Here is a 20,632-nt window from a genome sequence, read left to right as displayed (position 1 = left end):
AGCATCAAGCGAGGGCCGTTCATTTGTCAGTGAATCGTCAGTGATCCGGCTGAACTCCACCATCCTGACTGGATTCATCCAGCTCCGCCAGTTCACTTAGCAGGGTCGTGGCGTACGTTCCTTTGGGAAGATCAAAGCGAATCTGCAGGTCACCATTTTCCATCACCTCAAACTTGGAGTCGAGCGGACGCAAACGCATCACGCGGCGCTCCTGTCGCAGTCCGAAGGCTTCCAGTCCAGCGGTGATGTCAGGAAATCCAGCGAGCAGCTCTTGTTCGAGCCTGCGCACCTCGCCCACACTTTGCAGCTCACCACTGCCCCAAAGGGGTGCTGTGAGTTCGACGATGCCTTTTTCAAACCGTTCCACCTCATCGCCACGCTGATTTTCCGGGAGCAGGATGGTGCCGTTGTCAGCAAAGCCGAAGACTTCACCATCCATTGGTTTGTCCCAGCTCCCGCGTGTCATACGGCCAGCCACCACGGCATTGAACAAATGACTGCGCGCAGCAGAAAGCAGGATGCCTCTCCGCAGGCGATCCCCCGGTGTGAACTCTCCGCGGAACATCGCCTGCGCCTTCGCCACATTTTGCCCTCCGTTGCCAAAACGCTGTGTGCCGAAGTAATTTGGAGCGCCCTTCTCCGTGATCGCCTGCCAGCGCTGTGCGGCAAGCCCTGCATCGAAATCAGGCTCACGCAGCCGGATTGTGAAACGATTGCCCAGATGAATACCACGCCGCAGCTTGCGTAAATTGCGAGTGATGCGCAGCACTCTCAGCCCCTCAGACTCCAATGCCTTCGGTTCCGGCGAAGCCTGTCCCGGCATATGCAGGCTGAACCATTGGCGCGTGACCGCATGCCGGTCCTTCAGCCCGCAATGGCTAACCAATCGCCGCCGAATGCCCACTGCGTCCGCCAGTCGTGCCGCTGCGGCATTGCTGTCCAGAATCCGCTTTTCAGCCCATACGAGGCAATGCTCGCCCTCACCCGATGGTTCAAACCCGAGCAACTCCTCCACCACAAAATCTTCCGGCTGCACTTTGAAACGCGCACGACCTAAAGGGCCGCCGTGCAGATAGGGAAGTTCATTCGAGTCTGAAATCATGTTCACGCCTCGGGCCCGCTCACCAGATGTTTCGGCAGGTCCGCCACACGCTCACATCCCACCTGCTCCATCACCTGCTTGATCTGGCGCTTCAGCATCGTCATCGTGTGATCACCGCCGGCCTTGCCCAGTGCAGCGACGCCATACATGAAAGACCGCCCCATGAAGGCAAACCTGGCACCGCTGGCAAGAGCGCAGGCCACATCAGGCCCGGCGCGCAGGCCACTGTCGATCATGACCGCGGTGCGCTGTCCAAATTTCTTCGCAAGTTCGGTGAGCGGTTTGATGGTGGACTGTCCCGCATCAAGCTGACGACCACCGTGGTTGGACACAATGAAACCATCCACTCCCAGGCCCATCGCCGTTTCCGCATCCTCCTCAGTAACAACCCCCTTCACGACGAGCTTGCCCTTCCAGCGCTCGCGAATGGCTTTGATCTTCGTCGGATTCAAACGACCCGAGAAAGTCTTGTTCATGAAGAGGCCGAGGTGTTTCATGCTCAGCCCCTTCGGCAGATAAGGCTTCATCGTCTTGAACTCCGGCGCACCTGCCGCGAGCTGGCTGAACGACCACGTGGGATGCAGCATCATCTGGATCACATTGCGCACCGACATTCTCGGCGGAATGGACAGGCCGTTGCGGATTTCCTTGGGACGATAGGCAAAGGTGGGCGTGTCTGCGAGGATGACGAGCACTGGAAAACCCGCGTCCCGCGCACGATCCAGCAGCTTGTCGCGCAACGAATCCTCGGCGGGATGGTAAAGCTGAAACCAGGCCTTCCCCTGCGTGAGTTCCGCCACGGTTTCGATGCTGGCCGTCGCAACCGTGCTGAGCGTAAAGGGAATGTTATGCTGATGCGCCGCCTTTGCGATGATCTCAGTCGCCTTGGGCCAGATCAGTCCCTGCAGCCCGATGGGCGAGACGCCAAAAGGTGCATCGTAAGTCGTGCCAAAGAGCTCCGTCTTCAGGTCTGAACCCGGATAGTCCCGCAAATACCAAGGCCGCAGCTGCACCTGCCGGATCTCATCTGTGTTGCGCTGGAGATTGATGTTTGAGAAGCAGCCGCCCTCCAGATACTCAAAGGCAAAGCGCGGTACACGCTGACGCGCTCTCTCGCGAAGATGTTCGATGGAGGGGTAGTTGGAATTGAAAGCTTCAGACATGGGGCGTGAGTGATTTGCAGTGAAGACGAAAACCGCCCGTCGATCAACACTGGCGGCCCGTCTTCTTCATCCGCAGTAAACGCCGGATTTACAATCTTCCAACACCCACACTGCAAATACCGAAACGCACATGCGCGATTCCGGGGCCGGCGGCTGATCACTTCACCTTCTTCATGCCATCTTTCTTCTTTCCACCGGGCCCCTTGCCTTTGCCCGGTCCTCGTCCCTGCGGAAACTCTCCACGCTCCAGCGCTGCGTAGGCCTGCTCCCCGAGGCCTGCACGGACGTGGGCCTTGAGCTCGGCCTGAAGTCTTGCAGCAAGTTCAGGATTTTGCTTCGCGAGATCACGTGTCTCCCCAAGGTCCTTCACCACATCAAAGAGCAGACCTTCCTTGGTATCCCAAAAATAGAGCAGCTTGTAGTCTCCCCTGCGAATGGCGGACTGCGGATGCTCAACCTCGACAGTCTGGTGCCACACGAATCGATCGACAGGGCGCTTCACCAGCGCCTTGCCAGCGCTCATCAGCAATGGCTTCCAACTGCCCCCTTCAACACCCTTCGGCAGCACAAACCCTGGAGCCGCAAAATCAAGAACCGTGGCCATCAGATCGTAGCTGATGACAGGGGTGGTGCAGTTCACACCACCTTTGATGCCAGGAACTCGAATGATCATCGGCTCACGGATGCCGCCTTCGCCCAGATCACCTTTGCCGCCGTTAAGCAGCGTCGTTCGCGCACCGTTGTCGGAGGTGTAAATGACGAGGGTGTTTTCGGCGATGCGCAGGTCGTCGAGCTTCTTCAAGACCGCCCCCACACAAGTGTCGAGATCCTCAGCCATGGCCGCCATCACCGCACGATCTCCGCGCCCGCCTTTGCTCGCATCAGCCATGCCTTCATATTTTTTGAGCGTCGCAACAAGCGCCTGCGGTGTCTGATGCACGGCATAGTAGGAGAGCTGAAGAAAGAACGGGTGCCCCTCTTTCACCTGCGACTCCATGAATGCACCCGCCCGTTGAGTGATGCTGAAGGACTGCTTGGGATCTTCTGGATCTGTCGTGTCTCCATCCTCATTCATCGTGATGCCATCGCTGGCATCGTAACCCATCGACTCCGGCGTGTGAAACCACTGCCACTTGCCGAAATGCGCCGCACGGTAGGTGCCATCCGCCTTCTTGAGCGTGTTCACAAGTGAGTCCGTGACCGGAGCACTCCAGTTGCGCGCATTTTTGTCAGTCGCATTGAGCGTGCTCGTACTGCGCCCCATCTGGATCGCCGCGCGTGAGCACTCGCATTTGCAGTGGGCCGCATAGGCCTGAGAAAATGTGATGCCCTGCGCGGCGAGCTTTTCGAGATTCGGCGTGTGAAACTCACGACTCGCACTGCCAGCTTCATTTGGCATCATGCGGACTGATGTGCCGCTCCAAGATTGATCATCCGCAAGGATGAAGAGAATGTTTGGGGCCTTGGCCCAGGCACTGCCAGCCAGAAGCAGCAGCAGACTAGATGTGATGAGTGTTTTCATTTCAGGGGTGCTCCGGTGACGTCGAGATCCGGCTTGGTGTTCCAGCGTTGCTTCCACTCAGGCTTTTCGATCTTGGTGCGGAAGATGATCGTGTTGTCGAGTGCGAGATCATCGGTCCAGATGAACTTGGCGCCTTCAAAATCATTCTCGAAATAAGGCTGCTTCGGATCGACCTCCTCCACCGTGTACTCTTTGGCGTTTTTCCATGAGCTGTCGTCGAAATCCACGGCCCACCAGTTGGCCGGCAGCGGCTCATGTTTGACCTGCGGGTTTGCAGTGTCGCCATTGATCGGACCGTGGAAAAAGCTTTTTGCCTTCCACCTGGCATTGGTCACGGTGCCGTCGGCGAACTTCAAAATAAAACCGCCATCGCCGACGCTGCTGCCATATTCGAGGCCGGTCTTTGGATCAGCGTTATCCTTCGCAAGCACGGCAATCGTCATTGGGTACTCGGGCAGAAAGTCAACGCTCACAACGTTGTGCGGGGTGAACTGAATGGGATCGACGGCAACGAGTCGGCCGTTCACGTAGAGCATGAACCAGTTGTCCGCATACACGTTGAGTTTCATCGTGTCAGCAATGCTCGGTTTGATGAGTCCCGGTGGACCACCACCTTTCTTCTTTTTGCCGACTCCACCCTTTCCCGTCTCACCCGGAGCACCCCCAGGCCGCTGCCCACCCTGACCTGCACCGCCCTGCATCGTCTGCGCGCCTCCGCCGCTTGCACCGTTCTTTCCAGGGGGATTGAAAATGCTGTCGAGCGGGCGCATACCACCGCTGCCCCCAGCCCCGTTTGCGGTTGGTCCGGGAGGAGGATTCGTGGCAGGTGGTGGCGCGGGCGGTTGATCTCCACTGCCTGGAGCGGCAGCGCGCAACGGCGTGTTTGGCGCGTTTTGTATCTCTTCTGCCGTGAGCTTGCCGTCGTGGTCCAGATCCGCTGCACCGAAAATGTACTTGGCGGCATCCGCCAGTTCCGCGCTGCTCAGACGGCTGTCCTGGTTCACATCCAGTTCGTAAGCATGACGATAGATAAAACCGGCAAACGCAGCACCTTCGCGAATGTCGCCAGCCGAATCGATCTCCGCAGGCGTGATGATGCCATCCATGTCCGCATCATATTTGGAAGCAGCGAGCTTCATGTCAGCAAGAGCCTCTGCCACGGTCACGATGCCATCCTGATCGCGATCGAGCTCAGTTCCATGCATCTGCATCCATGGCTTGCGCTGTCCCCCCTGCTGCCCGCCGCCACTGCCCTGCGGAGTCATGGGCTGCGTAGGCTGCATGGACGTTTCCGGCCGTGTCGGCTGGGGGCTTTCGCCGGGAACCATGCCACTGCGTCCGCCACTTTCACCACCACCACGTGAGTAAACAACGCTCAAATCGGCCTTGGCAAGAATCTTGCCATCAATCGCAGCGAGTAAGTCCTCGCGTGTCACGCCACCACGCCCCGTGGCTTTGGGCACGGGCTCAGCCGAAAGCGCATACACATGCAGCACATATGTCTTTTCACCGGGGCCCTGTGAATGCGGCGGCTCGTAGCCTTCTTCACCTTTGAACCCAACTCCCAGCTTGCCCACACCCTTCACGTTCTTCGGCAGGTTCGTCACCTTCGCCGGGATGTCCCACATCACCCAGTAGCTCTTCATCTCATTGCCTGGAGCCAGGTGATCCATGATCAAGGCAAAGCTCTTCGTGCCAGCGGGTGCGCCTTTCCATTCCAGGGGCAGCGTCGCACCACTGCCATCGCCGGTATAGTCTGCGGGCAGATTGCCGCCGTCTGCCACTTCGGGGCTGGTCAAAACGAATCCGTTTGCTGCCGCAGCAGGCGCACCGCCCCGCCGACCACTGGGTTGTTCTGCAGCCGCTGACACCACCAGTTCGCTCACATCTAGCTCGCCGTCAGCATTACGGTCCATCGCTGAAAATTCACTGCGGGCCTTTGCCATGGCCGCAGCCAGCGTCCCCCCACTGCGCTTCGCGGCATACTCACGCTTCACATTGTCAGCGAATTCTTGTGCCGTCACGGTGCCGTCCCCATTCACATCCATCAGGCTGCCAGCAGCCTGCGGCTGAGGTGGACGCGGTGCGTCTTCCGGAGGAGGTGCAGGTGGATTCTCATCAGGCTTCATACCTTTCCCAGGGCCGCCCTTGCCTTTTCCACCGCCACCGGGACCTTTGCCTCCGCCACCACCACCGCCCCGGCTCGTATAGACTTCCTTCACGACACCCTCACTACCATTGTTAAACTCAAAAGGATAGGTGCCATCGCTGTTGATGCTGTAGATGATCGAACGCTTGTCACTGCCCACCTGATAGCTGAGCTTGTAGCTGTTGGCTCCCGTGCTCTCAAAACCGGTGATCTCCGCACCGCGCAGGGGCGCTGTATCGGGGCGCACACCTTGCGCATGCGGCTGAGGGTCCACCTGGCCCTCCGCCTCCACCACCACTCCATGAAACGCGCTCTGCAAATAGGGCCGCTTCGTCGAAGCATGGTAGTGGTAGCCCACCTTCGCATCTTCATGGCCATGGCATTCGTCCAGCTTGCCAACAAGCGATCCGTCCGGCTCCGTGAGGCCATAGATCGGGTAGCCGTCCAGCGCATACGCAACCGGCATCCCCTTCCCCACCACCTGCTGCAAATGCAACGGAGTGATGTGGTAATGATAATCATCCGCCCGTCCGCAATGACCTCCCCACCGATCCAGCTCGCCGATCTCATAGGAAACCTCGCCGCGATTGTTCTGCGGGTTGAAGATCGGGATGCCATTTACACCGAGCGCAATGGCCCCGCGCAGGAAATGACCTTCCACCATGGCTGGCGTTTTCGCCGGGACCGGATGCAAAGGAATGCGCCACATGTTGTCCCCCGTGTAGTTCTGCGGCAGCGGGACCTGCTGCTGCCAGGCAGTGATACCCACCATCATGTTGTGATCCGGCATCCCGTTGGACCCAACGAACAGGAAATCCTTGTCCCACTTCAATTCGAGCCTCGAGAAAGCAAGAAACGGCTTCGCCGCCGCCGGTGCGTTCGCCGCATTGGCCACCGTTGCCGCAGCAAGGTTCAACGTGGACGCCGTCGAAGCCACCTGCACCGGCTTGCTCTCCCCTTGAGCAGACGTCCCATGCTCCTGCATCCACTCCTCCAGAATATGCTCCCGCAGGGTCTCTTTGTCGGTGGATACACCGGCTTTCCATGTGTGGGCGGAAAGACTGGTCGTGAGCAGCAGAAGTGCAGAAATCGTTTTCATCATGCCGACTCTAACCCTGCCAGCGTCAGCACGGCTTCAAGGAATCGCCGGAGATTTGTCAGAATTGCGTCAAGACAAGATTCAGGAGAACTCGACTCGGCGGATATTTTTACTTCTCACGGACGTCCGCGTTGGTGCTGCCGTAAGATCGAAGAATGACCGGCAGGTCCGTCATGCTGGCAATGCGTTCGAAATAGTCCCAGTCCGAAAGAATCGGTTCCACAGCATACCTGGGCTTGGAGCTCTCGAGAAGCTGGGTCAGCATGCTCTGGTGTGACAAGTCCCCACAAACACCCATGGGAAGTCGGTCAATGATGGCCAAAGAAGGAGTCGAATAACTCTCACACCACTGCAGCGACATGCCGCGTTGAAACACGTCCAGATGGCTGACAAGCAGCCCGTTCAGCGGACCCATCACTTCGAGTGCGTAGCGCAAAAGCACGGCATCGGGGTGTCCACGTCTAAATCCGCCCTGCCAGCCTTCGCTATGATTGTGGGGCTCGGGCAGCAGACCGTTCAACGTTTCATCGTGCGTCGGAAACGGGCCGGCTCCATGTCGCGTGAGGTAGGACCTCAGCACGCCGTAATGCCGGATCGGCGCCTCAAGCTCAAAACATTGGGCCGCAGCTTCAACTGCAGCCGTGGTGATGGAACTCCAGGTCGTATGTGGATGAAAGCCACGCCACTCGTCGAGAAGCACGCCTTGCGCGCCTTCAAACACGACGCATCCCGGCTGCTTCAATTGAGCGCTTATCTCCTCCATGGAAGCCGGCGCGCATTGCCGCGCCAGTGCTCTTGCCATGTTGAGCCATCTTCCGGCTAGCGACTCATCTTGCAGTGTCTGCATCTCCTCCGCCAATGCGGCATTCCCATCTTGTGCGCATTGCTGGGACAGCTCCGCGAAAAGCGTCTCGCGGATCGAGTTGAGTTTGTCCATCTGCGTCCGCACATGGGCTGCATTAGCCCCAGACAGATCAGCATATCGCATGGCCTGATCGGGGTGAGCAAGCGCGTGGCGCACCGTCTCGCCCACTCCCACACCACAGGTGCCATGCGCCGCCTCACCTCGCAGGAGTTCACGCGCACGTCCTGCAGCCTGATGATAAGGCGTCGTGACACGACATCGTGCGTCAATCATAAGACGCGGCAGAGCATCATGAACACCGATGCGGCCCAACGCCTCAGCCTCCACGAGGAGGGCCGCCGGGTGCAGCACCATCGGATCGAGCAGCACCGTGCGCGCTCCCGGCACCAATGTCCCCGCGCCAAACTGAGAAAACGTATGATGTCTTCCCACATCTCCGCCATCGGCTGATGTCACCACATTGTGCCCCGCTTGCGCTCCGCCGCTGAAACGCACAACAGTGTGGGCCTGCCAGCGTCGCGTGAGTGCATCGACAAAATGCCCTTTTCCGCAGTCGCCGAAGCCGAGCCCCAGCACCGAAGCATAACGCGTTTCACTCACGTGAGTAGGTCACCCAAACAAACGCTTCCACCATGTATCCCCCGTCGCAGCCCCAGGACTCGCAGAAGTATGCGTTGGCAGGTTCAGCAATGCGGCATAGGGCTGGACCGCCCGGAGGGTCGATCCCACATGGTCTCGATTGAATCCATTGTTGGACAGGATCGTCGCCAGTGCGTCCAAGCTTGGGATTCGTCCTTCGGTCAGCCCAACGATCGCAGCAGCCACTGAACAGGCATCACTCGGAGACTCCATGATGATGGTGTGATCTCCAAGAAGTTGTCTCCAGCGTGGGCCGCAGCGCTTTGCCCGCCCCGCATCGGGAATCAGGAAGAAAAGGTGGTAGCTTTCAGCAGCAGCGGCGATCACTTCTTCGATGGGAATATCTTCATCCAGTTTTTCACCAACAAGCGCCTCGATCTGGTGGCGTGAAACTGCAGGATAAGGCAGCTCATCACCGGTCATGAAGAGATACCCCTTCTTCTTTCGCTTCACCCAGTTGTCCATGTCCGTGTGTTGGGCGGCAATATAAAACGCCAGTTCATAGCTTTCCTGGCCGCTTCCACCGCCGCCGCCTTCCAGATAGCTCCAGGTCAGCCACTGGTCCATCAGCTCCGCCGTGCTTTCAAACTGCCCCACCTGCAAAGAAGCCTGGTCCGAGGTGGCATCGCCGACTGCCATGAACATGACCTGCGGATCTTTCTCACCGCAGGCGGTGAGCAGTTTCATCAGGTTGGGCAGTTCCTGCTTGGCCAGCAGATGCGGGATGTCCCCCATCGATCCAGTGACATCCAGGGCAAAAACAATGCCCAGAGTATCAGGATGATCCGCACTGTCCCGGCACTCCCGCACCTTGAGCCCTTTCGGATTCATGAGCGCATGGCATTGCGTCTGTCTGAAGACTTCGGTGCGTGCCTGGTGCGAACGTCCGGCAATCAGCGCGGTGTGGGCGGCAAAAGAGTAGTTTCCGTATCCCATAAATGAATTGGTTGTTGAGTTGTCTGCTTGAGGAATAAAAACGTCAAAGAATCAAAGGCAGGAAAGATGGCGCGCCAAAGGCCGCCTGGGCCGCTGATCGAAGCAGGGCATCCAGTCCTTCGGCCCCGTGCGTTTGGCAAAAACTCTCATCCTCACTTGAGCGCGTCAGGAGTTCGGCAAGGCCGGCGGGCACGCCATGCGGAATCACGCCCGATCCCCCGGACCCGCACACCAAAACCCGCACCACCCTTGCACAACGCAGCAAATCCGTGACCTGGTCTTTCTCACTCGCATCCTTTTTCGCCGAAGCCCAGCCGATCAGGCGAACACCATGATCCTGGGCATGCACCAGCGCATGCTCAGGCCGCACATCCCCATGGGCCCAGCCCTGGGCATGCACAAAATGCAGCACATCAAGCATTCGTCTCCAGATCCATACCGCATGCCGTGGATCAACTCCCTGTGAGAAACGTTCGCTCAAGGCCGCCAGACTCCCCCAGTAGCCGATGGGATGCCGCAGCACGAGAGCCTGTTTGGAGGCACTTCCCTCCACCGGTCCTTGCGCAATGACTTCCGGCAGACGTTGGGCGGCATAAACACTGGCCGCACCGCTTTGAGATGCCTGCAGTTCACGCAGGACCTCTGCCTCACGGGCATAACGGGCCGCAGCAGCAGGCGCGGAAGAAGTTTTGAGCGTCGCCAAAAACGGCTGCACACCGATTCTTCGGGCTAGATAGACCTGGGAGACTTCGCCGCTCCCCAGAACTTGAATCAAACGATAGTTTTCTCCTCCACATCGAAGGTCGCTGCCAGGGGCTTCATGGCCTTGACGCGCTCTCACCAGAGCCTGACGAAACGAATCACGCATCACCATTGACTCCGTCCTGTTGATAAGTGCGCCGCAAGACGCGCATTTCACCGCTCTCCAGATGGCCACCCGAGGGAGCGGCGCAGAGCACTGCGGACAGTTCAATGAAACCCAGGCCATTAGAAATTCCCTCCACCTGGCTGTGTTCTAAAAGTCAAAGCAGCAACGTCTTTGCATGGTGTCACTCGGATTGACGAGTCTCTGACGTAGGGTGGGATTACTATCAGGTTCATTGGCTTTGCTTAGCGAGCATGACAAGCCAGCACGAGCGGGCAAGAACTGATTTCTGAAACAGCATCCTAAACATCGAGTTCTTTTGTCAGCGTCCTGTAAAGGTGCTGGCACAAGGATAATCCGCTGTTGATAGTTGCATCATGTCACCCGTCACGCGCATCCTCGTCATCGACGACGACACCGAGCTTTCCCAGCTCGTGGCCGATTACTTAAAGCCGATGGGCTTTGAGGTCGAGTGCGAAAACGAGGGTACCAGCGGAGCCGAACGCGCCCTCAGCGAGCCATGGAATGCGATCATCCTTGATGTGATGATGCCCGGCTGCGATGGCTTTGAGGTACTGCGGCGCATTCGCGCAAAATCCAAGGTGCCCGTCATGATGCTCACAGGCCGTGGTGAAGAGGTGGATCGCATCGTCGGTCTCGAACTCGGAGCAGACGACTATCTGCCAAAAACGTTTTCATCGCGCGAGCTTCTCGCCCGGCTGCGCGCCGTGCTGCGGCGCTCCGGCTGGGTGGCGGAAACTTCCACGCAGGCGCCCATGAAGGAGATCGTCATCGGCCCGCTGCGCATCAATGTGGATTCGCATGTGGTCGTTCTCGGCGACACTCCTTTGGATCTCACTCCCGCAGAGTTCGGTCTCCTGCTCTCACTGGCAAAAGCCCATGGCCGAGTGCGCACCCGCGAGCAGCTCATTGAAGACGTTGCCGACCGTGAGTGGGATGTGTTTGACCGCGCCATCGACATGCACATTTCCACGCTGCGCCGCAAGCTGGGGGACGACCCAAAGAATCCCCAGTTCATCAAGACCGTGCGCGGCTACGGCTACCAGCTCGTCACTCCCACTCGCTGACCCCTCATGAGCCGACTGCGCCTGCCATTGTATCTGAAAATTCTGCTCTGGTTCGGGGTGAATCTGCTGGTGCTGGCATTGCTCGTGTTTGGATTCCTCAGCATGCAGTTTCGCATGAGCCTGGACTGGATGCTTTCGGGGGAGGCAGGCGAGCGTGTCTCAGCCATCGGCGACAGCCTCACGGACGAGCTCTCCCGGCTTCCCGAGCAGCAATGGCCAGAAGCTCTAATGCGGCACGGCGCGCAGTACAATGTGACCTTCGCTCTTTTCAGCAGCAACGGAACCCAGATTATGGGAACCCACGTTCAGGTTCCTCCTGAAGTTCTGCCAAAACTCATCGACAAACGCAGCCCGAACGACCGCCCTCCCCCACGACGCCCGCCACCCGGCGTTGCCAGAAAGCGACCCTCCGATGCGCCACCCAAACCGCGCTTCATGCTGCGCGCCGGTGATCCCGCGCACTATTGGGCTGGCGTGCATCTCGATCTCACCCAGCAGATCGATCACCGCCCGCTGACCCTGCTCATGGTATCCAACTCCATCACCGGCGGCGGCCTTTTCTTCGATCTATGGCCCTGGCTTGGCCTCTCCGCCGCAGCGCTGCTGCTCTCCGCGCTCGTCTGGATGCCTTTCGTACGCGGCATCACCGGCTTTATTGGACGTCTCAACCTTGCCGCAGGCCGCATCGCACAGGGAAACTTCGGCGAACGTGTCTCACGCAGCCGAAATGATGAACTGGGCGAGTTGTCCTCCTCCGTGAACACCATGGCTGCGCAGCTCGGCGAATACGTCGCGGAGCAGCGTCGCATCACCGCGGACGTGGCGCATGAGCTCTGCTCACCGATCGCGCGCATGCAGATGGCGCTTGGCGTGGTGGAACAACGCAGCACGCCAGAGCAGGCCGGCTACCTGCAAAAACTCGACGCCGAACTCCAGCACATGGCGAAGCTTGTTGAAGAAGTGCTCGCCTTCTCCAAAGCCGAGACTCTGCCCGAACGCGAAACCGCCGAAGACATCAACCTGCATGATTTGATTGTGGCCGTCATCGCTCGTGAAGCCCCTGAGGCTGATATCCAGCTTGCTGTGTCCACGGATCTGCAGGTGCACTCATTGCGCGACGCGCTCGACCGTGCCATCGGCAACGTCCTGCGCAATGCCGCACGCTATGCCGCTGATTCGGGTCCCGTTCAGATTCATGCCGAGCAGCAGGATGGCAAAACCATCATCCGCATTTCCGATCAAGGCCCTGGAGTGCCACCAGAAACATTGCCCCGCTTGTTCGAACCCTTCTATCGTCCGGAAGCCGCGCGCCGCCGCTCCACCGGAGGCAGCGGTCTCGGCCTTGCCATCACCAAGCGCTGCATCGAAGCCTGCCGTGGCACCGTGACTGCGAAACTGCGCGAACCAACCGGCCTGGAGATCGTGATCTCAATCCCTACGGCATAGCAGCGTTCAGTCCACCTTCTTCAATTCCGCCAGCACCTCCAGCAGATTGTCTGTGAGAATCACACTCGTGTCCTCCTGCACTTGATTTGTACCCAGCCAGGTCTCATAACCTCCGAGCTTGTGCTGCTCCAACGTGGGCAGATAGCCGTGACGACCGTTGGCTAAACCCACGACCATCGTCTGAGGAAATGGGCTGCGTTTTTTCAAGTCGAGACCGATTTCGACAAAAGTCTCAAACGGAATGCCACACACCACAAGGTCGCCGATGCGGATGGCTTGCAGCTGCACTGTGAGAGTTTCTTCCTTGCGCTCCGCCGCAGCGACAACACTGCCCGCATAGTTTTTCGCCAGACGTGGCAGCTTCTCCACCGCCTCCTTGTCCTTCACCGCGAGCACAGCTTTCGCCTCAGCAACATCCTGTTCCGATGGGCGGCGAAACTTGAGCGTGATCTCCCGCTGAAGCATGCCCAGCGTCACATCACCGCGATGCTTTTCGATCTTCCGCTGCGCAAACCAGGCCGTGTCCGCCGCCTTCTGCGCCACGATGCGGATCTGTTCAAACGGCTCACGTGGCGGACGCGTCACGCCAAAGGGAATGTTGTTGATGTCGCCGGAGGTCCCGTTCGACATCATCGCCACGAAGTTCTCATCACCACGCACACGCGAAGGCATGACCCGGGCAAATTCCCCAAAGTAATCCGCAGACATTTGACCTTCAGGCGCGCCCCCGACGTAGTGCAATGAGTAGTTCGCATAAATGGCAATGGGCTTCCGCTTGGCATCCTGAACTGAAATGATCGTGATGTCAGGATCCGTGGGTCCTGCAGGATGATCCAGAGTGTTCGGATCGGTGCCGGGATTCATCTTCACCTTGTCCATCCGGCCAAAGGGATTCAGCGGCATTTTCCCCGGCTTCAAATACCAGCGACGATTGAAAACCTCATCCGGAAGCGGATGCGCCGCCGCACCGACCGACGCCGGCCTCAGCGCCGCATGCGCCTTGATGATTGACTCGGCGATCCCCTCCACAAACCGTTTGTAATAACGCGCAGCCATCTCGCTGCGAGTGTTCACCGAAGGCCCGCTGTGCGTATGCGTGGAGCTGATAAGCATCTTATCCGCCGCCATGCCTGTCTTGGCCGCTGCGATGGCCTTCGCCTCATTGAGCACATCCGGCCCCGCACCCAGAACATCCACCACGACCATGGCCACCGTCGTTTTTCCATCATCCAGCACCAGAGCACGGGCATGAAACGGATCATGCGCCTTGTTCGCCGCATTGGCACTGAATCCTCCCGGCATGTTCATCGGAAACTCCGTGGGCGTGATGTCCACCGCCGCCGCTCCGGCGCGCAGCGTTTTGGTTTGCGCAAACAGGGATGGGGCAATGAGCAGCAGGGCAAAGACAGCAGATTTCATGGCTCTCCAATACGTCTCACTTATGTGGATTCTCATACCAAATCACCCCAAGCTGATCCCGCTCCTCACAGGTGATGACATCGAGATCGCCATCCCCATCGAGATCCAGCGTTTGCATGAGGTCATACTTCAAGCCTTCTGGCCCACCCAGGGTGTGCTGCTTCCAGGGCCCATCACGCTGCTGCTCCAGCCACACGATGCCTTCAAGTTTCCCTTTGGCATTTTCACAGGTGAACAAGAGATCCGGCAGCTTGTCACCATTCACGTCCGCAATTTTCACTGCCTTGGCATCGCCCAAATTTACGCCATCCAGTTTCACTGCGTGCTCTTCCCAGCCACCATCGGCCTTGCGCAAACAGAGCACGATCTCCACAGGTTTCGCCGCCACCGCGACATCCAGCAGGCCATCACCATTCACATCGCCGAGGTCGGCAAACATGACCTGTTTGCCCAGACCACCAATGGCATGCTCTTTCCACGCTGCATGCTCACGATTCCCCGCCGCACCCGGATTTTCCAGCCAGAAGACGCCCGTGCGCTCCCCTTTGCGATCACTGATCACAGCATCCGCGTCACCATCCTTATCCATGTCCTGCGGCGTGAGTGACATCACCCAGCCGGCATCACGCAGCTTGTGAAGTGACCATGCTTTGAGGTCATCCGCCTTCTGCGGAGCCTGCAGCCAGCTCACCGCAGCGCCTTTGTTTTTCGATGCCACCAGCAAATCTGCCCCATGCTGTCCGTCGAGATCCAGCGCTGCCACCTGCATCCACATCTGCGTGTTCGTCGCTGCAGGAAAGGGTTGCGTCGTCCATGCGCCATCCACCCGCCGGTGCCAGTATAGCGTACAGGTCTTGCCTTCCGTGCCACTGACCACCTCCAACTCTCCATCACCATCCAGATCGGTGAAGATCGCCTCCTCGACATTCTTCACCTCTCCCACAGTGATCTGCGGCCACGGCTCGCGCGCTTTCGCCGTGCCCGGATTCAAATATACCCGCACCACACCACCCTCTTCCCAACCGGTCACAATGTCCGGCAGGCCATCCTTGTTCAAATCCCCCAGTTTCACCCCATCGGCCCCACGTGAAGTGTTGTCGATGGTATGCCGATTCCAAGGTGTCCCGGGTGCCAGGATCACCGAATCGTCAGCCATCACCGAGGCCGTGAAACAAAGGGCAGCTAGAAGCAAGTTGGGGCGCATGCCCCTACTGAACGGTGAGGAAGGCCAGCAAATCTCTCAATTCTTCATCTGTCAGCGACACCGCGAGCCCCTGCGGCATGATCGATGTTTTCAGCTCCGTGCGTTTCACAATGTCCGTCTGAGGGAAGGAGCGCTCCTTGCCGGTGAGATCACGAAAGACCTCCGTATTGGAAGAGCGCAGCATGATGCCAATGAACTCGGTGCCGTCCTTGAGCTTCACCTGCGAGGGGTAGTACTGCGGGGCCACCTCACGGCTGGGCTCAAGAATGGAGCGCAAAATCGCCGCGCGATCCCCCTGCTTAGAGACAAGGCTCAAATCAGGACCCACCACGTTGCCTCGCCCACTGTGACGATGGCAGGTGGCGCAAAGCCCCACCTTGGAATGAAAAAATATACGACGTCCTGCTTCCACATCCGCCTTGCCAGGCAGCGCATCCAGCAGCTTCAGCCACGCAGCGGTGTCATCAAACACAGGGCGAGTCGTGCTCATCACAAACGACTTGTCCTTGTCAGTGTAGCGCAGTGCACGCCGCGCTTCATCGCGCAGACTCCCCTGCTTGCCAGCAGTCAGTTTCACCAACAGTGCCTGTTCTTCTGCTTTAGCGGAATTTGCGAGTCCCACGATGGCGTCCGCACGCACCTCTATTTTTTGTGCTTCATCAGCCGCAATCTCCGCCAGCACCGCGCGCGCATCATCTGCATTGCGTGCCACCAGTGTACGCACCACTTCCTGAGACAGCACGGGATCGCCTGCAGCAAAAAGCTCACGCAGCAGCGGCACCGTGAGTTGCTTGTGCGTGGCTGGCGCCAGACGCAGCGCATAGCCTTTGAGCCGTGCGGGCGTCTTGGGGTTGGTGATGCGCTCAACGAGCACCTCAGGATTCGTCACACCTGCGGCAGGATCACCGCGCAGCGTGTTCCAGGTGGCCAGAACGGCTTCAAACAGATGATAGTCGAGCGTCGAGTCTGACAGCATTGCCTCCACCTGCGGCGTGAACTTGGTCAAAACCGCATCCGCAATCCAGCGCAGGCACTCGAACCGCATCTCAGGATCGTTATCACTCAAGAAAGCGCTCACCCATCGGTCATCGTTCAAATCAACCCGCCGCAGAGCCACGAAGGCCCAGAGACGGTCTTGCGCCGGCAGCTGCTTCAGCTTATCAACCGTCCACTTCACACGCGCCAGTGCAGTCAATGCGGCATCAGCCAGATACGCATCCTTGCCACGCGCAAGCTGGAGAAGCTTGTGGGTATCCAGCGTGGCTTTGCCAGTGCGCAGATCATCCGCAAGACGCGCATCATCATTCAACGCATCCGGTTTGCCTTTCACCCAGGCCGCTTTCGCTTTGTCGATCTCCAGCTTCCAAAGACGCCCGCGCTTGTGAATCGGATAAGAGCTGAACACCCAGTCATTGAGATAGTAGGAACCATCGGGACCGACCGCCATGCACGTTGGCCGGAAGAAATCACTGCCTTTGACCAGCGGAATCCGCTCTGAAGTATATCCCGCACCTTTTCGAGTGAGCGGAAAGTAATCAATGCTGTGATCACTCCAGCTCGGGATCAAGACACCGCCGCCGAGTTCCACGATGGCACAGGGGCCTTCGCCAGAAGGATGCACCATGCCAAGCGTACCGCGCAGTTCACCGTTCCATGCCACGAAAGGATGCACCGGCGCGCTGCCATACACCCACTGGAAACCGTAGTCCGCGCCTTCCACGACATACAACAACCGGCACGGCGGGCGGCTGCCTGGATCATTTTCAGCAGCGAAGATCTCTCCATCTTTGCGCACCATCAATCCAAACGGATTCCAGAAACCCCGGGCGATGCGGCGCATCTGCGCACCATCCGCTGTGCAGCGAAACACACCGCCCTCACCACGTCCGCTGACCTTGGAGCCATCCTTGGCCGTGAGCGTCCAGTCCTTGCCAAAATTCTCACCGAGCGAAAAGACCAGCCCGCCATCAGGATGCCAGGCCATGCCGCTCAGCCCATTGTGTGGATAATCCGCCACGGAATCGAGCGTGGCCAGATTCTCCTCCAGATCACCCACGCCATCACCATTGGTGTCCTTCACACGCAGCACGCGGTCCCGCTCCGCAAGGTAGATCCAGCCATCCGGCCCGATCTCCACATGCATCGTCGCATCAGTCTTGTTGTAAAACACCCGGCGGTTCTTGCCGTTCGCATCAAAGACCACCACCTCATCATGCACCGGCCCATCATAGTCTTCCGGCCGGAAATGCGTATGGCAGGAAATCGAATAGATGCTCCCGTTCTTGTCCACAGCGATGCCCGTCGGCGTCACCAGATCCGGATGCTCAGCGAGCAGCGTGAGCTTGACGCCCGGCTGCAACGTTTCGATCTGCGGCGGCAGCTGCGCCGGCACTTCCGGTGATTTGGTCGGTGCGGCACCCAGCGCGGCGAAAGCTGGCAGCAGTAGAAGCAAGTGGAGTGGTTTCATAGAGTTATGCATTGCGGACGCGTTCCAAGGCTGCGGCGATTTCTCTTTCGATGACCGGCAGCGGATTGAGCAGGGTGAGTGGATCTGAGACTGGCGTGACTTCGTTGGTGACCGGATCCCAGTTCACTGGGCCAAAGCGGCAGGGAGCTGGATTCCCAGTCAGGATATGCATCCCGGCATCGTCTTTGTCGAAGTGCCAGAACTCGAACGGGAAATGAATGAAGCCATGCTTTTCCATCATCGCCGCGATCTCTAGCCGTGTGGCGACATGCTCAGGAGCGACGAAAGGCGACCTCATCGGAGTGCATTCGCTCATTTCCAGATACGGATAGCCGCGCCACACCTCGGTGCCATCATCGCGACGAAAAACCGAAATGTCGATGGCTGAACCCGACATGTGCGCCCCGATCTTCGGCATGTTCGCCGTCAGCACAATGGCACGCCTAAACATCATCTCCGTGCTCGGAATCTCTCCCCCGAGCTCCCAGATGCACTTCTTCAAAACCGTGTCAAACACCGAAGGCTTGCGCACCAGCTGCCGCTGCATGTCCAGCGAACGAAACCCGTCCTCAATCTTCAAGATCCAGCCACGCTCGTTCATCTCGCGCCCGATGGTGATGACGTCTCGCACCAGGCTCTCGCGCAGGAAGTAAACGCGGTCCAGATCCCCGGCGATCTTGCTGGTGGAAAACAGCATCTCCACATTCGCCGCCGCAGCGGCATCAGGGATCGAGGCAAACCTCTCGCCACATTCATTGACAGGAAACTCGATGAGCTTCTGCACAATCGCATAGCCTTGCTCCATTTGATCCGCCCAGTAGGCACGGCGTGCTGCTTCGTCGTTGTTCATAAGCAGTTAGTTCAGTTGGTTTTGCGTACCGCCACGGCCTCCACCTCATAGCGCAGCGTGGGCGGCAGGCAGTTCGTGATCGTGGTGCGCGCAGGCGAGGGCTGCGGGAAGTATTCACGGTAGAGCTGGTTGTACAGCGGCACGTCCTCCGCATCTCGCACGTAGTTCCGCGTCTGCACCACGTGGGCGAGATCGCTTCCTGCGGCTTCCAGCACCTTGCGCACATTTTCAATGCTACGACGAAACTCCCCCTCGAAAGTATCGCTGACAATGTTCCCCTCTTGATCCACGGAGGCCTGGCCTGAAACAAAAATCAAATCCCCCACCACCACGCAGGGACTGAAGGGCAAATGTGAAGTCGGCGTATCGGGCAGCTGGGGATAAGAAACAAGTGGATGGGTCATGATGAAAAAGAAGATCAGGGTTTGCCGGCTGGCGCGGACTGCAGGCGCGCTTTTTCCTCGGCTTCGCGCTTCTGCATATCTTTCGGATGTTTCGAGAAACTCTCAAACACATCGCCGACCACTCGATCCGCCAGCGCGCCAAGCTTCTTCAAAATGATCGCTTCAGCTTCGGGCTTGAGCTTGGACAAGTTGGGCTCGTAACCACCCACCGTATGGGCATCCGCCGTGGCGATATAGCCAATGTTTCCGTTCGCGTAGCCGACGATGATGGGCGTGGCCCGGTTGGCGATGGCCTGTTCAAGTTTGAAACCGTATTCCACCATCGGCTCACCCGGCATGGTCAGCAGAAGAAAAGGGCCGATCTTCATCGCCATCAGTTCAGCGCGCACCGGCTGATCTTTGCCCGGCAGTTCCACCACCTCGCTGGCGACACGGATGGGGTAAAAGGTTTCGCGTTTGCGCAGTTGCTCACGTGTCACGCTGAATGCCGCCGCACGCGCCACCGCGCCGCCGAGATCGCGGCCCGCCCACTGGATGTCCGCCTCGTCTGCGCAGCGATACGGATACCCGGGTAGATTGGGCCGGATGTCTCCGGCACAGCCCTGCATAAACAAAGCACTGGTTTTTTGCGCGTAGCACATCTCCACAAACGTCTGTGCCTCTCCTGGGAAGTCAGCGCTCATTTTCGGATACCCCTTTGGATATGGCTGCGATCCTTTGTCGCCCCAGGTGAAAAAGCACGGATGACAGACCGCGTGCATGATCACCGCCAGCGGTGTGAGCGTGCGGCCATCATCAAAGCGCAGCACCTTCACACGCTTGTCATTGGGTCCGTCGGGGTTCAAACTCACCACCGCCCGGCCATCATACGTTTTGCGGCGGTTGATGCCAAAGCTGATGCGATCCTCGCCATAGCCGATGTTCACAGTCTTCATGCTGGCGGCGGCTTCTTTCGCAGCCAGCCCCAGCTTCTTGATCAACTCCGCCGCCCACCGCATGTTTTCCATGTACCCAGGCCCCGAATGATTGTGTGAGGCGGAGACAAGAATATTCGCGGATGGCACTCCTGTGTCAGCCTCAATCCGCGCCCGCGCATCACGCACCATGTCATCCCACGCACCGATGGTGTCCATCGTGACAATGGCCGCTTTCGTTTCGCCATCATCCAGGATCAAAACTCCTGCACGCAGCGGATCACGCACACCACTCACCTGACGCACATGCCCGACGATTTTGGATTCCGCCGCATCAGGCGGGGTGATGTCCACCTTGGCCACCCCGGCTTTGAGATTCGAGATGATGGGAAAACTGCCATCCTTGATCTCCTGCGCATAAGCACTGGAGATGAGGAGGCAAAGACCAAGAAGAAGTGCCGGGCGGAGATGCATGGCTCTCTTCTACGCTCTCAAAAGCT

15 protein-coding genes and 1 pseudogene are annotated in these 20,632 nt (G+C 58.6%); 2 read left to right on the top strand and 14 right to left on the bottom strand.

Going from position 1 to position 20,632, the window contains the following annotated elements:
• Positions 1-37: 37 nt before the first annotated feature.
• From truD to AC3RLQ_RS27480, 8 genes and pseudogenes are all read right to left on the bottom strand, one after another.
• A complete protein-coding gene (gene truD, locus AC3RLQ_RS27515; protein WP_493031839.1) occupies positions 38-1,102 on the bottom strand; it encodes a tRNA pseudouridine(13) synthase TruD in 1,065 nt (354 codons plus the stop codon).
• 2 nt (positions 1,103-1,104) lie between these two features.
• Entirely contained in the window at positions 1,105-2,265 is a 1,161-nt protein-coding gene (locus AC3RLQ_RS27510; protein ID WP_493031838.1) for an alpha-hydroxy acid oxidase, read from the bottom strand.
• A 157-nt stretch (positions 2,266-2,422) separates the two neighbouring features.
• Positions 2,423-3,787 (bottom strand): sulfatase-like hydrolase/transferase, encoded by a 1,365-nt coding sequence (locus AC3RLQ_RS27505; protein ID WP_493031837.1) that lies wholly within the window; start codon positions 3,785-3,787, stop codon positions 2,423-2,425.
• Entirely contained in the window at positions 3,784-4,488 is a 705-nt protein-coding gene (locus tag AC3RLQ_RS27500; RefSeq protein ID WP_493038771.1) for a hypothetical protein, read from the bottom strand. The genes AC3RLQ_RS27505 and AC3RLQ_RS27500 overlap by 4 nt, the downstream gene beginning before the upstream one ends.
• Before the next feature lie 192 nt (positions 4,489-4,680).
• A pseudogene (locus AC3RLQ_RS27495) lies at positions 4,681-6,645 on the bottom strand (YHYH protein); the annotation flags it as partial.
• A 499-nt stretch (positions 6,646-7,144) separates the two neighbouring features.
• Positions 7,145-8,476 carry an adenylosuccinate synthetase gene (locus AC3RLQ_RS27490; RefSeq protein ID WP_493038769.1) on the bottom strand — a complete coding sequence of 444 codons (1,332 nt, stop codon included), beginning with the start codon at positions 8,474-8,476 and terminating at the stop codon, positions 7,145-7,147.
• Positions 8,477-8,509: 33 nt separating this feature from the next.
• On the bottom strand, positions 8,510-9,475 hold the full coding sequence (locus AC3RLQ_RS27485; RefSeq protein WP_493031836.1) for a vWA domain-containing protein: 966 nt from the start codon (positions 9,473-9,475) through the stop codon (positions 8,510-8,512).
• A 43-nt stretch (positions 9,476-9,518) separates the two neighbouring features.
• Positions 9,519-10,250 (bottom strand): lipopolysaccharide kinase InaA family protein, encoded by a 732-nt coding sequence (locus tag AC3RLQ_RS27480; protein ID WP_493031835.1) that lies wholly within the window; start codon positions 10,248-10,250, stop codon positions 9,519-9,521.
• 467 nt (positions 10,251-10,717) lie between these two features.
• On the opposite strand from AC3RLQ_RS27480, the gene AC3RLQ_RS27475 reads away from it, so the two are divergent.
• Positions 10,718-11,428 (top strand): response regulator transcription factor, encoded by a 711-nt coding sequence (locus AC3RLQ_RS27475; protein WP_493031834.1) that lies wholly within the window; start codon positions 10,718-10,720, stop codon positions 11,426-11,428.
• A 6-nt stretch (positions 11,429-11,434) separates the two neighbouring features.
• Positions 11,435-12,874, top strand: a complete 1,440-nt coding sequence (locus AC3RLQ_RS27470) for a sensor histidine kinase (RefSeq protein ID WP_493031833.1) — start codon at positions 11,435-11,437, stop codon at positions 12,872-12,874.
• A 6-nt stretch (positions 12,875-12,880) separates the two neighbouring features.
• Here the strand turns inward: AC3RLQ_RS27470 and AC3RLQ_RS27465 are convergent, their stop codons facing one another.
• From AC3RLQ_RS27465 to AC3RLQ_RS27440, 6 genes are read right to left on the bottom strand one after another with little or no spacing between them, the layout of a single operon-like run.
• Positions 12,881-14,293 carry a neutral/alkaline non-lysosomal ceramidase N-terminal domain-containing protein gene (locus AC3RLQ_RS27465; protein ID WP_493031832.1) on the bottom strand — a complete coding sequence of 471 codons (1,413 nt, stop codon included), beginning with the start codon at positions 14,291-14,293 and terminating at the stop codon, positions 12,881-12,883.
• 16 nt (positions 14,294-14,309) lie between these two features.
• A complete protein-coding gene (locus AC3RLQ_RS27460) occupies positions 14,310-15,449 on the bottom strand; it encodes an FG-GAP repeat domain-containing protein (RefSeq protein ID WP_493031831.1) in 1,140 nt (379 codons plus the stop codon).
• A 52-nt stretch (positions 15,450-15,501) separates the two neighbouring features.
• Complete coding sequence (locus AC3RLQ_RS27455) at positions 15,502-17,964, bottom strand: PVC-type heme-binding CxxCH protein (protein WP_493031830.1); 2,463 nt, start codon at positions 17,962-17,964, stop codon at positions 15,502-15,504.
• A gap of 4 nt (positions 17,965-17,968) precedes the next feature.
• Positions 17,969-18,814, bottom strand: a complete 846-nt coding sequence (locus tag AC3RLQ_RS27450; RefSeq protein ID WP_493031829.1) for a M15 family metallopeptidase — start codon at positions 18,812-18,814, stop codon at positions 17,969-17,971.
• A gap of 11 nt (positions 18,815-18,825) precedes the next feature.
• On the bottom strand, positions 18,826-19,218 hold the full coding sequence (locus AC3RLQ_RS27445) for a RidA family protein (protein WP_294403385.1): 393 nt from the start codon (positions 19,216-19,218) through the stop codon (positions 18,826-18,828).
• Between the two features lie 14 nt (positions 19,219-19,232).
• Positions 19,233-20,606: a hypothetical protein gene (locus tag AC3RLQ_RS27440; RefSeq protein ID WP_493031828.1), complete on the bottom strand. Its 1,374-nt coding sequence runs from the start codon at positions 20,604-20,606 to the stop codon at positions 19,233-19,235.
• Between the last annotated feature and the right edge of the window lie 26 nt (positions 20,607-20,632).

It is taken from the genome of Prosthecobacter sp. GW821-HT29F12 (assembly GCF_058803405.1).
Note: the sequence above shows the minus strand (reverse complement) of the source record. Positions and strands in the feature narration are given on the sequence as shown.